The sequence below is a fragment of the Roseateles toxinivorans genome (genome assembly GCF_004362525.1).
GTDB lineage: Bacteria > Pseudomonadota > Gammaproteobacteria > Burkholderiales > Burkholderiaceae_C > Paucibacter > Paucibacter toxinivorans.
Genome location: NZ_SNXS01000003.1, coordinates 805742 through 819681, shown reverse-complemented (window position 1 = coordinate 819681; position 13940 = coordinate 805742). Strand labels below are relative to the sequence as shown.

The window sequence follows — 13940 nt, the reverse complement described above, 5'->3', positions numbered from 1 at the left end:
TCTTGGGCAAAGCCTGCCAGGCGTTCTTGACAGCGAGGCGCTCGCCCATCGTGCGCAGGGTCCAATGCTGGCGTCTGCCACCATCGCTTCGCGCAGCAGCGCGTAAACCTTGCCGCTCTTGCCGCTCTTGCCGATTGGCCCCAGATAGAGCGGCTGGTTTAGGAACAGGCAGATCCGGACGATGCGAGGCGTGGAGGCCATATTGCGCCAGAAGCCATTGGCGCGCCCGCCGAACCGATGACCGATTGAATCAGCGTGGCGGCCGCCCCACCGGATCGAGCGCTTCATCCTCGCCAGGAGTATCCGTCTTTCGATGCTTCGCAGGGCCTGGCCCGGGCGTGACCGGCCGGGGCTCCGGCGCGACCAAGCCGTCGAGCGCACTGCCGGGATCTTCCTCACCCAGTTCCGACTCGACCGGTGCGATCAGGTCGGCAGGCTGAGGAGCCTTGGCATTCATCTGAAAAAGAAGTACAGCAGGACCAGAATGATGCCCGGAACGCCAAGCAGCCATGCGATCAGGTACTTGCCCATAGTGATCTCCTAGGTGGGTAATGCGGACGCCAGGGTGCATCCGCTCACTTCGACAGGGCAAGCGGTATGCCCGTTCGCCGGTTCAGATGAATTGCTCAGGAGCAACGCCAGGCGGGTCTCCGATCGGGGTAGGCGGCCGCGACGGCGTTGGTTCCTGGATCTCGGGCGGTCGCGGATCGGGCCGTTCGGGCGGCGGTTGCGGCACCTCCGGCGTCGACATCGGGGGAACGTCCTGTTTGGGCACCGCTGCGGCGCACGACATCGTCATCATGGTCTTCTCAGCGCCTCAGCGCTGCCTATGTTGAAAGGGCACAGTGGCCGGTATTACGGGAGAGCAAGCCGCGTTCCCGATGAGGCCCTGACCTGTCTGCGTGGGTCAGGCACGTCGATTGCTGTTGAGCAGCTGAATGACCTCGCCTTGCAGCCCAACCAGACACCAGGAAGCCCATGCCCGCTCGACTCTCGTCCGCCACCGCTGCGGCTTGCTCCTACCGAGCCTCGTCGCTGAAGCTCGGCTGGGCGCTGGGCCTCACCATGGCTGCCGCGGCGGCCGTTAGCGCCGAGCCCGGCGCCGTCGGCTACGGCAGCAACCCCGCATTGCCTGCACCCGAGGCCTACCTGATCCCGACCGTCAACGTCGCCAAGGCGGTCGGATGGCCCGCGGGCGTGCAACCGAAACCGGCGGCGGGCTTGAGCGTGCAAGCGTTCGCCGCCGGCCTCGACCATCCGCGCTGGATCTATGTACTGCCGAATAACGATGTGCTGGTGGCCGAGACCAATGCGCCGCCACGGCCCAAGGACGGCCAGGGTCTCAAGGCATGGTTCACCAAGCTGTTCATGAAGAAGGCCGGGGCCGGCGTGCCGAGCGCCAACCGCATCACCCTGCTTCGCGATACCGACGGCGATGGCGTGGCCGACCTGCGCCTGCCCTTTGCCGAGGGCCTGAACTCGCCGTTCGGCATGGTCCTGATCGGCGATCGCTTCTATGTCGCGAATACCGATGCCATCGTCCGCTTCGACTACAAGTCCGGGCAGACGCAGCTGGCGGGTCCGCCGGTCCAGGTCGCAGAACTGCCCGGAGGACCGATCAACCACCACTGGACCAAGAACCTGGTCGCCAGTGCCGATGGCAGCAAGCTTTACGCCAGCGTCGGCTCGAACAGCAATGCGGCCGAGAACGGCATCGAGGCCGAGCAGGACCGCGCCGCCATCCTCGAGATCGATCTGGCCTCTGGCTCGCGCCGGGTCTTCGCCTCTGGCCTGCGCAACCCGGTCGGCATGGCCTGGGAACCGGGCAGCGGCGCCCTGTGGACCGTGGTCAACGAGCGCGACGAGCTCGGTGACAATCTGGTCCCCGACTATCTGACCTCGGTGCGCGACGGCGGCTTCTATGGCTGGCCCTACAGCTACTTCGGGGGCCATGTCGATGCGCGCGTCAGGCCGCAGCGGCCCGATCTTGTCAGCAAGGCCCTGGTGCCCGACTACGGGCTCGGCGCGCACACGGCCTCACTGGGCCTGGTCGCGGCGGCGGGCAACAGTCTGCCCGAGCGCTTCGCCCAGGGCATGTTCATCGGCCAGCATGGCTCCTGGAATCGTCAGCCCCGCAGCGGCTACAAGGTCATCTTCGTGCCCTTTGCCGGGGCCCAGCCGCAGGGCATGCCGCAGGACGTGCTCGATGGCTTCCTCAACGACGAGGGCCAGGCCATGGGCCGGCCGGTCGGTGTGGCGCTTGATCGACGCGGCGCGCTGCTGGTGGCCGACGACGTCGGCAACGTGATCTGGCGTGTCACGGGCAGCGGCAAGCGCTGATTGGCACGCAGACGGCCCGACCGGTCGGGAACGCGCCTTGCCACGGTAGCGGTGTCGGCACTTTCGACTTGTTCACAGCCGGGTCGCCGTATATCCCGCCCGGCCCTCGCGTCCATCACAACCGGAACCCACCATGTCTCTCTCCCTCACCAGCATTTCCCTGGTTGGCGGCACGCTCGCACTTTCAGTTGTCGGCGTTGCTCTCGCCCAGGTGGCCGCGCCACCGGCCGGCATGACGGCCAGTCAGCCAAGCACCGTCATAGGCGTCTCGCCCAAGGCCGCCGCCTCGGCGGTTCAACAGGCCGTGCCTCGCTCCGATGTGGGCACGGTCGTGCGCACCGGCCCTTCCGCGGCCGACAAGGCACGTGCGATCACCAAGTCGCCAGGCGCATCTGCGCCGTATCCGCGGGCCACCTCGGCTCTTCCTGCTACTTCCCCCGCGAGCCGTTGATACGGCCGCAACCTTCACACTTCAAGGAAACACTATGGATACAAGCAACAACAATGGCCGTCTGGTCACCGGCCTCTTCCCCGATCGCGCCAGCGCGGAAGCAGCCTATGGCACGGTCAATGACCGAGGCTATTCGAGCGGCGACGTCAATATGGTGATGTCCGACGATACGCGGAACCGGCATTTCGTCGGCACCGGCGTGGAGACGGAACTGGGCAACAAGGCCGCTGAGGGTGCCGGCGTTGGCGGCGCCATCGGAGGCACACTCGGCGCGATCGCTGCCGCCATCGCCGCGGTTGGCACGACACTGGCCCTGCCGGGCCTGGGGCTGGTGATAGCAGGCCCGCTGGCCGCGGCCATTGCCGGCGCCGGCGCCGGCGCAGCGAGCGGCGGCCTCGTCGGTGCGCTGATTGGCTGGAGCATGCCCGAGGAGCGGGTCAAGGACTACGAGGAAGGCATCCGCAACGGTGGCATCCTGATGGGCCTGCGCACGCGCAACGAAGAAGATGCCCTGCACGTGGAGCAAAGCTGGAAGGACAACAAGGGCCAGCACGTCTATCGCTGACCCCTGGACAGGCCCCAGGGGCCTGTCTTAGGCGTCTACGACTCCCGGTTCGCTTGTGGATCCTGCCCGATCGCCTGCCTCAAATCGGGTCGGGCACACCCAGGGTCAAATCGGCGTATCGTCCTTTCACTGCCTCTTCACCATGCGTGTCTGAAGGTGGCGACGTCACTTGCAGGCAAGGAGCATGAGATCGGGCTCCACTTTGCCGCTGTCTTTTCTGGAGCCTCGATGGATTCCTCTTTTCACCCGTTTTCCGATTTGTTCGCCCAACTGGGTTTGCCGTCCGACAACGAAAGCATACGAGCCTTCATCGACTCGCACCGTCCGCTGCCCGGGAACATCAAACTGGCCGACGCCGCGTTCTGGACACCGGCGCAATCGGCCCTGCTGAAAGAGCAGCTCAAGGACGACGCCGACTGGGCCGAAGTCATCGACCAGTTGAATCTTGCACTGCACTGATTACGTCAAACGCGACGGCGGCTTGCCACCCGGGCCGGGAACCAGGCTGTTGCGGCGTTCGCTATCGAGGCCAGGTGTCGCACGCATATCGGTGTCGACCATGCCGGCATCGAGATCGCGCTTGGCCTGAACCATCGCGGGATCGGGTTTCACGGTGGTGGTTGCGTGGTTCAACTCATCACGCTCATGGGGCAGCGCCAGCCCGCTGGCCGGCCCTGGGGTGCCGGCACCGCGAGGCGGGGTGGCTAGCTGGCGGCCGACCGGACGCCTGGTTCTCTGATTCAGGGACATACGCATACCTCTTCTCAAAGTTGTGTTCCTATCAATGAAGCCAGCCATTCGCCTAGCCTCTCTCGTGCCGGCCTGGCCTGCCACTCGGCGTAGCTCACCCGCTGTGCTAGCGCGAGGTCGGCTTCGAAGGCCAAGGTCTGGGCGCTCGCGAAGCCCTTGTCGACGATGTTCAAAGTCGCTTCGTCGTTGAGACGGAACGAGCGGTTGTCGAAGTTGGTCGAGCCGACCGATGTCAGCAGGCCGTCGACGATCATCAGCTTGCAGTGGTACATCGTGGGGCCGTACTCGGCGATGGTGGCGCCCGCGCTGAGCAGCGGTCCCCAGGTGGCCCGCGATGCGCTGCGCACGGCCTCACTGTCCATGTGTTGGCCAGGAACGATGATGCGCAGCCTGACACCGCGCTTGAGCGCGGCAAGCAGCGCTTTCAGTGTCAGCGGGTCCGGCACGAAGTACGCCGCGGAGAGGTCGATCGACCGCGAGGCCGCCGTCAAGGCCAGCAGGTACATCAGCTGCATGCTTTCGCTGCCGCCGCTGGGCGAGCTGCTGAACATCTGCGCCGCCGCCGGGCCCGCAGGGGCGAGCACTGGAAAGTAGTCCGGGCCGTGCAGCACCTCGCCCGTGACCTTGATCCAGTTGTCGATGAAGACCGACTGCATCTGCGCGACAACGGGGCCAAGCACTTCGAAGTGCGTGTCCCGCCAATGGGTCGGGTCCTGTGCGTGGCCGGTCCACTGCGGCGCCACACCGACGCCACCGGTGAAGCCCAGGCGGCCGTCGATGACCAGCAGCTTGCGGTGGGTGCGGTTGTTCAGCCGCCCCAGGTGCGACCAGTGCGGCGGATGGAAGCGCCGGACCTGGACACCGGCCTGGGTCATCTCGGCCACCAGGCTGTCGTCCATCTTCGCGCTGCCCACCCAGTCGAGCAGCACATGGACCTTCAAGCCCTGACGCGCCCGCTCGGCCAGGGCCAAGGCAAATTCGCGGCCGATGTCACCCGACCAGTAGATATAAGTCTCGAAGTTGATCGACACCTTGGCCGCGCCTATCGCCGCCAGCATGGGCGGAAAGATCTCGTCGCCGTTGAGCAGCGCGCGCACCTCGTTCCCCTGAAGAAACGGTGGCCCGAGAAGCACGCCCAGCTCGTGCGTGAAACGCGGGGCATCGAGCGGGTAGAGCCGTTCGATGCGGCGTTCGATCTTTGTCTCGCCGCCGAGGAAGTTCGCGACCAGCAGGCCGGTAAGGAGGCACAGGCCGCTCACCACACCTGCCACCAAGATCGAAGGAGACGCGCCACGCATGTTCGCGAACGGCCAATGGGTCAGCAGGTTGGCCAAGAACTGGCCCCCTCGTTCTGATCTTCCTTGACGTGCGGAACGCGAGAGGGAATGAGCAGGTCAGCAGGAGGCGAAGTCATGATGTGCGCGGGCTCTTTCAGCCCCTAGGGTGCTCATCATGGAACGGTAGCCGCTGGCGCCTGTGGCGTCTGTGGGGCAGCGCACACAAAAGCGCGGCGCAACGGGGATGACAATCCAACCAAAAACGAACCAGCAACGGAAAACGGGCTAGACGCTTACACGTCTAACCCGTTGATTCTCTTTTTATTCTGGTGCGGCTGGCAGGAATCGAACCCACGACCCCTTGGTTCGTAGCCAAGTACTCTATCCAGCTGAGCTACAGCCGCGCAGCTTTGCATTATACATCGCAAATGACCTCATTCCGCCGAGCGGGGAAGATTAGCCTTATTCGGCCTCGATGCCGGCCGCCTTGATGACGCGGCCCCACTTCAGCGCCTCTTCCTGCTGGAACTTGGCCAGACCGTCCGAGGTGGTCGTGAAGGCCTCGGAGCCGGTCGACTCGAAGAAGCTCTTGGCGGCAGGAGCGGCAGTGCCGGCGATCAGCAAATCGCGCAGCCGCGCCACGACGGCCGCAGGCGTCCCGGCCGGCACATAGGCGGCGAACCAGTAACCCATGTCGTAGCCCTTGACGCCGGCCTGGTCTATGGTCGGCACCTCGGGCAGCAGCGGCGAGCGCGCCGCGGTGGACACGCCCAGCGCCCGCAGCTTGCCGGACTTCACATGGGGCAAGCCGGTGGCGTTGTCGGTGATCATCAGATCGATCTGGCCGCCCAGCAGATCGGTGACGGCCAGCGGGTTGCTCTTGTAAGGCACGTGCAGCAGATCGACACCGGCCATCTGCTTGAACAGCTCACCGGCAACGCGGCTGGACGAGCTGCCGCTGCCGAAGGTCAGCTTGCCCGGCTCCCTCTTCGCCTTGGCCAGCACATCGGCCACCGTCTTGTACGGCGAGGCGGCATTGACCACCATCACCTGCGAGCCCTTGCCGATGGCGGTGACCGGCGCGAAGTCCTTGACCGGGTCATAGGACAGCTTCTTGTAGAGATGCTCGTTGGCCGCGTGGGTGGTGTTGGTCGTGATCAGCACCGTGTAGCCATCGGGCGCAGCACGGGCCACACTTTGTGCGGCCAGCATGCCGCTGGCCCCGGCCTTGTTGTCCACCACCACCGCCTGCCTGGTCTCGCTGCTCAGCGCCTGACCCAGCGCCCGCGCCAGCTGGTCGGTGGCGCTGCCGGCGGCAAAGGGCACGACGAAGGTGACCGGCCTGGCCGGATAGCCCTGGGCGCTCGCCAGCGCGGGCAGCAGCAGCGCAGCGGCCAACAGGGTGCGGCGGGCGAGTGGCAGCTTGTTGAAGGGGGTCATGTCTTGTCTCCTGAAGGGGTTGTTGGAATCACATCGGTGGCGGAGCCGACCAGGCAGTGCGCCAACTCATCGGGCACGAGCAGCGGCAGGTCCAGCAGCAGAAAGGACAGCGCCTTGCCATGGCTGTCGAGGTTCAGCGCGTCGTTGACGCCGCCATCCAGCACCTCGTCCAGCACGAAGTTCATTGCCTGCAGCTGAGGCAGCACATAGCGTTTGACTGCGCTAGGCCGGCGCCCGGCGAAGCGTTGCAGCACCGCTGCTTCGGTGATCTGCTCCACCAGCAGCGGCCACAGCAGCGGGTGCCAGGCGATCACGCTGATATTGGAGCGGTTGCCCTTGTCGCCGGTGCGGCCGTGGGCGGCGCGGTGCAGGGGTACGGTGAGCTTGGTCATGGCGCTACTCATTCGGCAGCCACAAAGCTGTAAGAGCACGGCACCTGGCCGCGCGGCACCAGGCAGGACAAGGTGCCCAGCCGCGGTCGCAGCGCCGTGCGCACGCCGCCGCCGCCGGCCGGTCCGCAGGTGTATAGCGCTGTCACCTCGCGGCCCACACGCTCGGCCGAGGCGCGCTCGGCATGGTTCAAGGCAACACGCAGACGCACGTCGCGAGCCTCACCTGCCGGCGGTGCGGCCTCGCCATCGCCGGCCAGCACGCTGATCACGCCGATCAGATCGACGCGCAGCGGCCCCAGGCCCTGCAGGCGCTCGCGCAGCACCTCCGCCGCCAGCCGGGCGCGGGCCTCGGCGCGGGCACCGGCGTAGGAAATCTCGGCCTCGGCCAGCCAGCCGTTCTCGTGACAGACATTGACCTTCAGCTCGGCTGGCCGGGCATGACCGCGCACACCGCTGAGAAGCACGCGGTCAGGTCCCAGCTCGGTGACCGCTGCCGCACTGATGTCCGCCACCACATCGGGCGTCAGATAGGCGGCCGGGTCATGCACCTCGTAAAGCAGCTGCTCCTTGACCGTGTGCGCATCGATGCGGCCGCCGCTGCCGGCCGGCTTGGTGATCACGCAGTCGCCGGACTCATCGATCTCGGCGATCGGATAGCCCAGCCAGGCAAGACCTGGCACGTCCTTGTAACCGGGGTCGGCGTAATAGCCGCCGCTGACCTGGGCGCCGCATTCCAGCAGATGACCGGCCATGGTGGCGCGGGCCAGGCGGTCCCAGTCGTCACGCGCCCAGCCGAAGTGTGCCAGCGCCGGGCCCACGGTCAGCGAGGGGTCGGCGACACGGCCGCAGACGACGATCTCGGCGCCGGCCAGCAGCGCGTCGGCGATGGCCTCGGCGCCGATATAGGCGTTGGCGCTGACGATGTTCAGGCCCTGAATCGCCGCGCCCAGCGCCTGATCCAGCAGCCCTCGACGGGCGGCATCGCCCAGGTCATCGCCCTGCACCACCGCAATGCGCGGCACGCGCAGACCCAGCTCGCGCGCCAGCGCTGCAATGCGCCGCGCCGCGCCCCGCGGGTTGGCCGCACCGAAGTTGCTGACGATGCGCACGCCATGCTCGAGGCAGCGCGCCAGCACCGGCCGCAGCAACTCATCCAGCAGCGGCTCGTAACCGGCCTCGGCATCGCTGCGACGCGCCAGCTGGGCCAGCGCCAGCGTGCGCTCGGCCAGCGTCTCGAAGATCAGCACGGCGGGGCCGCCGGCGGCAATCAGCGCCTCGACGACCGGCGCGGCGGCATCGGTGCGGTCGCCGGAGAAGCCGGCCGCACAACCCACCCTCAACACCGCCCTGCGCTCCATTCAAGTCCCTTGTCGGCAAGGCGGAAGGCCCTGCAATGGAGCCGAATGTAGGCAGGATGCGCTAATCTGTGAATTCGAAAATTGGAATGGCTTGATCCAAAATGCAGATGAATGTCTCCACCCGCCAGCTGCGCGCCTTTCTGGCACTGGCCGAGCAGCGCAGCTTCACGCGGGCGGCGGCCTTGTCGCATCTGTCCCAGCCGGCCTTCAGCGCACTGATCAAGGCGCTGGAAGACGATCTGGGCCAGCGCCTGTTCGACCGCTCGACCCGCCATGTCGAGCTCAGCGTCGAGGGCCGCGAGTTCGAGCTGGCGGCGCGCCGCGTGCTGGCCGAGTTCGAGAATGCACTGGAGGGCGCCCGCGACCAGGTGGCGCGCAGGCGGGGCCGGGTCGCCATCGCCCTGCTGCCCTCGCTGGCCGCAGGCTGGCTGCCGCAGCTGCTGGCCGAATTCAGGGCGCTGTATCCCGGCATCGAGCTGGCCGTCAGCGATGTGCTGTCCGAGGCCTGCATCGCCCAGGTGCAGGCCGGCAAGGCCGACTTTGCCTTGGCCGCCACCCGCGCCGAGACGCCCGAGCTCGGCGCCGAGCTGTTCTGCAGTGACGATTTCCATCTGGTCTGCCCGGTGGGCCACCCGCTGCTGGCGGCCAAGGCGCTGAGACCCGAGGACCTGTCGGCCTATCCCTTCGTCCATCTGTCCCGGACCAGCAGCGTGCGCCAGTACCTCGACGCGGCCGTGCATCCGCTGCAGATGAAAACCTTGATGGAGGTGGACCAGCTGGCGACGGTGATGGGCATGGTGCGCGCCGGACTGGGCATCAGCGTGGTGCCGGCCCTGAGCCTGTTCCACTTCCAGCATGCGCAGATCGCCACCCGGGCGCTACCCTGGGAGGGTCTGAAGCGGCGCATCTACCTGGTGCGGCGGCGAGACCGCGGACTGTCACTGGCTGCGCAGAGCCTGTATGAGCTGGCGATGGCGCGCCGTCCCCAAACCCCACCGACAGAAAGCTTTATGGACGCAACACACATCACCACCGGACTGGCCGCCAGACTCAAGCAAGAGACCCGCGAGCTGCATAGGCAGGCCGAGCGCAGCGGCCTGATGGCGGCGCTGATGCGCGGCAGCATCGGCCTGCCGGCCTACTGCGCGCTGCTGCGCAGCCTGCGGGCGATCTATGCGGCGCTGGAGTCGGCGCTTGATGCGCAGGGCAGCGACGGCAACGTGCAGCGCCTGTGGCGGCCCGAACTGCGCCGTCTGCCGCGGCTGGAGCAAGACCTGGCACGGCTGGATCCTGGCTCACAGGTCGAAGATGCTGCCACACCCTATGTACAGCGTCTGCAGGCACTGGCGAAGAACGAGCCAAACCTGCTGCTGGCCCATGCCTATCTGCGCTATCTGGGTGATCTGCACGGAGGCCAGATGCTGGCCCGCGTGGTGCGTCAGCGCTTCGGTCTGGACGGTGACGAGGGCACGGCGTTCTATGACTTCGGCGAGCCGCCGCAGCTGGAGCAGCTGAAGCAGGATTTCCGCGCCGGCCTTGATGCCCTGGTGCTGACGCCGCAGCAGGCGGATGCCTTCGTGGCCGAGGCCTGCGAGGCCTTTCGCCTGCACCAGCAGCTGTTCGACGCGCTGCAGCGCGAGTATCCGGACTAAGACGAAAAGCTGCGGATCTGCGCGTACAGCGCGGCCGCGCGCCGGGTCGAGGTTTCCAGCTCCTGCAGCAGCGGCGCCACCGGGGGGCCGCCGCGGGCATCGGCAATGTCCATCGCCGCCACGCTGGCATGGGTGAGGATGGCCGAGATCACCTCGTCGGCCTCGCTGGAGCTGCTCTGCGCGGCCAGGCGCAGCGCGCTTTCCAGGTTCAGGCGGGCGTTGTCGGCGCGCCGGCTCTCGCGCAGGTCCAGCAGGGTCAGCACAAAGCCGAGGGCGCGGCCATCGCGGCCGGTCACCAGCTCGGCGTGCACGGTCATCGGCAGCTGGGCACCGGCAGCGGTCAGCAGGTCAAGCTCGCGCCGCCAGCCATGTTGCGAGGCCCGCAGATAGGCCAACGCCTGCTCCACCGCCTCGGGCAGCGCGAACAGCGCCGTCACCGCGCTGCCATGCTCGACCTCGGCGCCACGCAGCGCCAGCAGCGCGTCATTGGCGAAGATCACCCGGCCCTGGGCGTTGACGATCAGCACCGGCTCGCGCGAGCCGGCCACCGTCGAGCGGATCTGCACCAGCTGGTGCTCGGCAATCAGCAGGCGCACCGCATGCACCTGCACGATGATGTCCACCAGCGCCACGCCGATGCCGCGCGCCAACGCCAGCTCGGTGTTGGACCAGGGCACGGCCGTGCCACGCACGATCTCCGACCAGGCCGCGAACGAGCGCCGGGGTGACAGCTCCAGCGGGTTGTCGTTCACCATCGGCTTGGCCGGGTCGCCAGCCCAGGTGATGCTTTGCAGCTGCTCCTTGCGTAACCACATCAGCCAGTCCGGGCTGTTGGTCGACAGGCGCACTGCCAGCACCCCGCTGGCCGTGGGCGTCAGGCTGTCCAGTGCCGGATTGGCCTTCCCCACCGAGGCGCAGGCAAACGGCATGTCGTCACGCTGAGGCTGCTGCTCGACCCAGGCCAGCAGCGCGCGCAACTCCGGCGTCGAGGGTGCCTCGCCCGAGGTCAGCACCTCGCCCTCGCAGAACAGCACGGCGCCGGTGGCGTCCAGCGGCTGCAGCAGCGTGCGCGGGTTGCGGAACAGCGCGTAGCGCCAGTCGCCCTCGGTCGAGGTGGCCTCGACCAGGCGCTGCTCCAGCCGGCGCACCATCAGCGCCACCTGAGCATGGGCATAGTTCTCGATCGCCGAGATGCGGGTGGATGCCACCTCGGCCAGCAGATCCACCGCCGCGCGCAGGGTGCTGCGCAGATAGCGCGGCGAGTAATGGTGGGCGGCGATCAGGCCCCAGAGCTGGCCCTCGCGCACCAGCGAGGCGGTCAGGGTGGCGGTGACGCCCATATTGCGCAGGTACTGCAGGTGGATGGGCGACATGCTGCGCAGCTGGCACAGCGACATGTCCAGCGGCGCCTCGGTCAGCGGCAGCAGCTCGGGCAGCAGCAGGGCCTGCGGCGCGTTCACGTCGACCAGCATGCGCACCCGGTTGAGCAGGTACAGCGCCCGGGCGCGTTGCGGAATGTCGCTGGACGGGTAGTGATGGCCCAGCAGCGACTCCAGCCGTGGATGCCGGGCCTCGGCAATCACCTGGCCATGGCCGTCGGGGTCGAATTTGTAGACCACCACCCGGTCGTAGCCGGTCAGCTCGCGAAGCACCTGCACCACCGCATCGGCCAGTATGCCCACCGAGGGAGCGGCGCCAAAGCGCTGCAGCGCGGCGGCCAGCGTGCCGGCCAGCACGTCGGGCGCGAGGTCCTGCAGCTCGGGCGTATCGTCCCGGGCCATGCCGAAGGGCTCCAGCTCCAGCACCAGGCCACCACCGGCCAGCCGGTGCAGCGCGCCATCGAAGCGCCTGTCGTCACGCCCGAAGCGGCATTGCAGGGCCACCGCCTCGCGCAGGTCGGCGCTGCGCTGCAGCTGCATCACCCGCTCGACCACATCGCCACCGAGCTGGGCCAGCGGCCGCTGCAGCAGGACCTCGACGTCGCAGCCCAGCAGGCGTGCCGCGTTGCCGCTGACCTGCACGATGCGCAGCTCGGGCTCGCTGAGCACCAGCAGAGCGCCATGGGGCTGCACCGCGCCGGCCAGATGGATCAGCTCGCGCTCGCAGTTCGTGAGGTTGGCCTGGCCGAAGGCGGGTGCCACGTCCATCGAGGTATCAGTCAATTGATCGAATGCGGCGGTTCGCCGTTGCCGGCCGGATAGCCATGGCCGGACAGCCCATGGCGTTGCAAGCGGGACTCCAAGGCCTCGGCGCTCAGGCCCAGCACGTCGGCGGTGACCGAGCGCATGCCGCCGGTGCGCAGCAGGGCGCTCTCTATCAGCTGCCGCTCGGCCCGGCGCGTGACCTCGGTCAGCAACTCGGCCAGGGGCACGCGGCCGACCTGGTCGAACAGGCCCGCCAGCAGGTCGTCTGGGCCGAGCAGCGAGGGCACACGGCCCCCCTGGCGCAGGATGAAGCCCAGGCAGGTCTGCTCGCCCTCGGTCATCAGCACCGCCGTCACCTGCAGGGTCAGCGGCGCACCACTGGCCGACTCCATCTCGACCTCCACATCGGGCACCACGCCGGCCGAGCGCGCCCGCGTGATCAGGCGTGACCAGCCACCCGTCTGATCGCGCAGCAACTCGGGCAGGGCCCGGCCCCGCAGCTGGGCCTCGTCGGTCTGGCGGGCCAGGCGCACAAAGGCCGGATTGGCCATCAGGATGCCGCCGGAGGAGTCGGTGATGACCACGGCATCGGGCGTGGTCTCGACGAATTCGGCCATGCGGGCCTGGGCGCGGCTGTCGGCATCGCCCGGTTCGTCATGGCGCAGGCGTACCAGCATCTGCTGCTGGTCACCGGACCGGAAGGGCGTGGCCGAGATATCGACGGCGCCCGGGCCGGCCAGACCCCGCACACGGATTTCACCGGCGCGGCCGGTACCGCGCGCATTGACCAGCAATTCGGCCACCGCTGCCCGGGCATGGGGCGGCAGGTTCTCGGCCAGCGGCCGGCCATTGAGTGTGGCCGTGCCGGCACCCAGCAGGGCCAGTGCTGCGGCGTTCGATTCCAGTACCTGCAGGGTGCCGGCATCAAGCACCAGCACCGCGTCGCTGGCCACCTGGAACAGCAGCTGGTAGCGGGTCTCGGCCTGGCGGCGGTTCCAGTAGTGGCGCTCCATGTCCTGTTGCGCCTCGACGAAGCGTTGCTGGATAGCGGCCACCGCACGCAGGTCGCGACCGACGGCCAGCACCGGGCCGCCCTCGCCCAGCCGGATGGCCGCCCAGGTGACCGGAATCTCATCGCCGCCCTGGCCCGGATGATTGACCTCGCGCCGGCGCGACACCCCGCTGGCGCTGACCTCATCAAGCAGCATCTGTATCTTCGGCCGTGTGCTTTGGCTGACGGTGTCGATCCAGCGCTGGCCGACCCAGGAAACGCTGTGCGGAGATAGCGCGGCAGGGCCCTCGGCCACGCTGGAGATCACGCCCTCGCTGTCAATCACCAGGGCGATGTCGCTGGCCACGCGGGCGATCGTCGTCGCCAGCTCGGTGGCCAGCGGCGACAGGGCGCTCAGATCGGATGTGGGAGGGGTGGACACCGGGGGCAATCTTCAACCGCGTAAACAGCCAAGGCAGAAACGGGACCGCTTCCACGGCCCCGCGTGACAGATGCAAACTTATCACGAACGCTCGGATATTAGGCGTCTGCGGCCCTGGGCTACCCTGCAGTAAACCCG

General features: G+C 67.7%; 12 protein-coding genes, 1 tRNA gene and 1 pseudogene. 6 read left to right on the top strand and 8 right to left on the bottom strand.

Annotation, left to right across the window (positions count from 1 at the left end):
• Positions 1-1065 precede the first annotated feature (1065 nt).
• The 4 genes from DES47_RS15085 (at position 1066) to DES47_RS15070 (ending at position 3815) form a co-directional block, all read left to right on the top strand.
• Entirely contained in the window at positions 1066-2340 is a 1275-nt protein-coding gene (locus DES47_RS15085) for a PQQ-dependent sugar dehydrogenase (protein ID WP_133701590.1), read from the top strand.
• Between the two features lie 133 nt (positions 2341-2473).
• The gene (locus DES47_RS15080; protein ID WP_133701516.1) at positions 2474-2791 is read left to right on the top strand and encodes a hypothetical protein; all 318 of its coding nucleotides are present in this window, start codon (positions 2474-2476) and stop codon (positions 2789-2791) included.
• Positions 2792-2825: 34 nt separating this feature from the next.
• On the top strand, positions 2826-3356 hold the full coding sequence (locus DES47_RS15075) for a hypothetical protein (protein WP_133701515.1): 531 nt from the start codon (positions 2826-2828) through the stop codon (positions 3354-3356).
• 228 nt (positions 3357-3584) lie between these two features.
• Entirely contained in the window at positions 3585-3815 is a 231-nt protein-coding gene (locus tag DES47_RS15070; protein WP_133701589.1) for a DUF2789 domain-containing protein, read from the top strand.
• Here the strand turns inward: DES47_RS15070 and DES47_RS28745 are convergent, their stop codons facing one another.
• The 6 genes from DES47_RS28745 to DES47_RS15045 form a co-directional block, all read right to left on the bottom strand.
• Positions 3816-3989, bottom strand: a complete 174-nt coding sequence (locus DES47_RS28745) for a hypothetical protein (protein ID WP_166652009.1) — start codon at positions 3987-3989, stop codon at positions 3816-3818. It abuts the gene before it with no gap.
• 131 nt (positions 3990-4120) lie between these two features.
• Positions 4121-5404: a phospholipase D-like domain-containing protein gene (locus tag DES47_RS15065; protein WP_133701588.1), complete on the bottom strand. Its 1284-nt coding sequence runs from the start codon at positions 5402-5404 to the stop codon at positions 4121-4123.
• A 306-nt stretch (positions 5405-5710) separates the two neighbouring features.
• Positions 5711-5787: transfer RNA gene (locus DES47_RS15060), tRNA-Arg, on the bottom strand.
• A 58-nt stretch (positions 5788-5845) separates the two neighbouring features.
• Entirely contained in the window at positions 5846-6823 is a 978-nt protein-coding gene (locus DES47_RS15055) for a Bug family tripartite tricarboxylate transporter substrate binding protein (RefSeq protein ID WP_133701514.1), read from the bottom strand.
• A complete protein-coding gene (locus tag DES47_RS15050) occupies positions 6820-7215 on the bottom strand; it encodes an AtuA-related protein (protein WP_243748313.1) in 396 nt (131 codons plus the stop codon). The genes DES47_RS15055 and DES47_RS15050 overlap by 4 nt, the downstream gene beginning before the upstream one ends.
• Positions 7216-7223: 8 nt before the next feature.
• Positions 7224-8573 carry an acyclic terpene utilization AtuA family protein gene (locus tag DES47_RS15045; RefSeq protein WP_133701512.1) on the bottom strand — a complete coding sequence of 450 codons (1350 nt, stop codon included), beginning with the start codon at positions 8571-8573 and terminating at the stop codon, positions 7224-7226.
• A 107-nt stretch (positions 8574-8680) separates the two neighbouring features.
• On the opposite strand from DES47_RS15045, the pseudogene DES47_RS29355 reads away from it, so the two are divergent.
• Both DES47_RS29355 and DES47_RS29350 read left to right on the top strand, forming a co-directional pair.
• A pseudogene (locus tag DES47_RS29355) lies at positions 8681-9559 on the top strand (LysR substrate-binding domain-containing protein); the annotation flags it as partial.
• On the top strand, positions 9545-10225 hold the full coding sequence (locus DES47_RS29350; RefSeq protein ID WP_341800613.1) for a biliverdin-producing heme oxygenase: 681 nt from the start codon (positions 9545-9547) through the stop codon (positions 10223-10225). The pseudogene DES47_RS29355 and the gene DES47_RS29350, both read left to right, overlap by 15 nt.
• Here DES47_RS29350 and DES47_RS15035 read toward each other — a convergent pair.
• Both DES47_RS15035 and ppsR read right to left on the bottom strand, forming a co-directional pair.
• The gene (locus tag DES47_RS15035; RefSeq protein ID WP_133701510.1) at positions 10222-12372 is read right to left on the bottom strand and encodes a GAF domain-containing protein; all 2151 of its coding nucleotides are present in this window, start codon (positions 12370-12372) and stop codon (positions 10222-10224) included. The two genes, DES47_RS29350 and DES47_RS15035, sit on opposite strands and share 4 nt — an antisense overlap.
• An 11-nt stretch (positions 12373-12383) precedes the next feature.
• On the bottom strand, positions 12384-13802 hold the full coding sequence (gene ppsR, locus DES47_RS15030; protein ID WP_166652008.1) for a transcriptional regulator PpsR: 1419 nt from the start codon (positions 13800-13802) through the stop codon (positions 12384-12386).
• Positions 13803-13940 lie beyond the last annotated feature (138 nt).

Bases quoted from the DNA above. Each gene is read 5' to 3' on its own strand.
- DES47_RS15055 (WP_133701514.1), bottom strand. From the start codon at position 6,823: ATGACCCCCTTCAACAAGCTGCCACTCGCCCGCCGCACCCTGTTGGCC.
- DES47_RS15085 (WP_133701590.1), top strand. From the start codon at position 1,066: ATGGCTGCCGCGGCGGCCGTTAGCGCCGAGCCCGGCGCCGTCGGCTAC.
- DES47_RS15080 (WP_133701516.1), top strand. From the start codon at position 2,474: ATGTCTCTCTCCCTCACCAGCATTTCCCTGGTTGGCGGCACGCTCGCA.
- DES47_RS15045 (WP_133701512.1), bottom strand. From the start codon at position 8,573: ATGGAGCGCAGGGCGGTGTTGAGGGTGGGTTGTGCGGCCGGCTTCTCC.
- DES47_RS15070 (WP_133701589.1), top strand. From the start codon at position 3,585: ATGGATTCCTCTTTTCACCCGTTTTCCGATTTGTTCGCCCAACTGGGT.
- DES47_RS15035 (WP_133701510.1), bottom strand. From the start codon at position 12,372: ATGGACGTGGCACCCGCCTTCGGCCAGGCCAACCTCACGAACTGCGAG.
- DES47_RS29350 (WP_341800613.1), top strand. From the start codon at position 9,545: ATGGCGCGCCGTCCCCAAACCCCACCGACAGAAAGCTTTATGGACGCA.
- DES47_RS15065 (WP_133701588.1), bottom strand. From the start codon at position 5,404: ATGCGTGGCGCGTCTCCTTCGATCTTGGTGGCAGGTGTGGTGAGCGGC.
- DES47_RS15075 (WP_133701515.1), top strand. From the start codon at position 2,826: ATGGATACAAGCAACAACAATGGCCGTCTGGTCACCGGCCTCTTCCCC.
- DES47_RS15050 (WP_243748313.1), bottom strand. From the start codon at position 7,215: ATGACCAAGCTCACCGTACCCCTGCACCGCGCCGCCCACGGCCGCACC.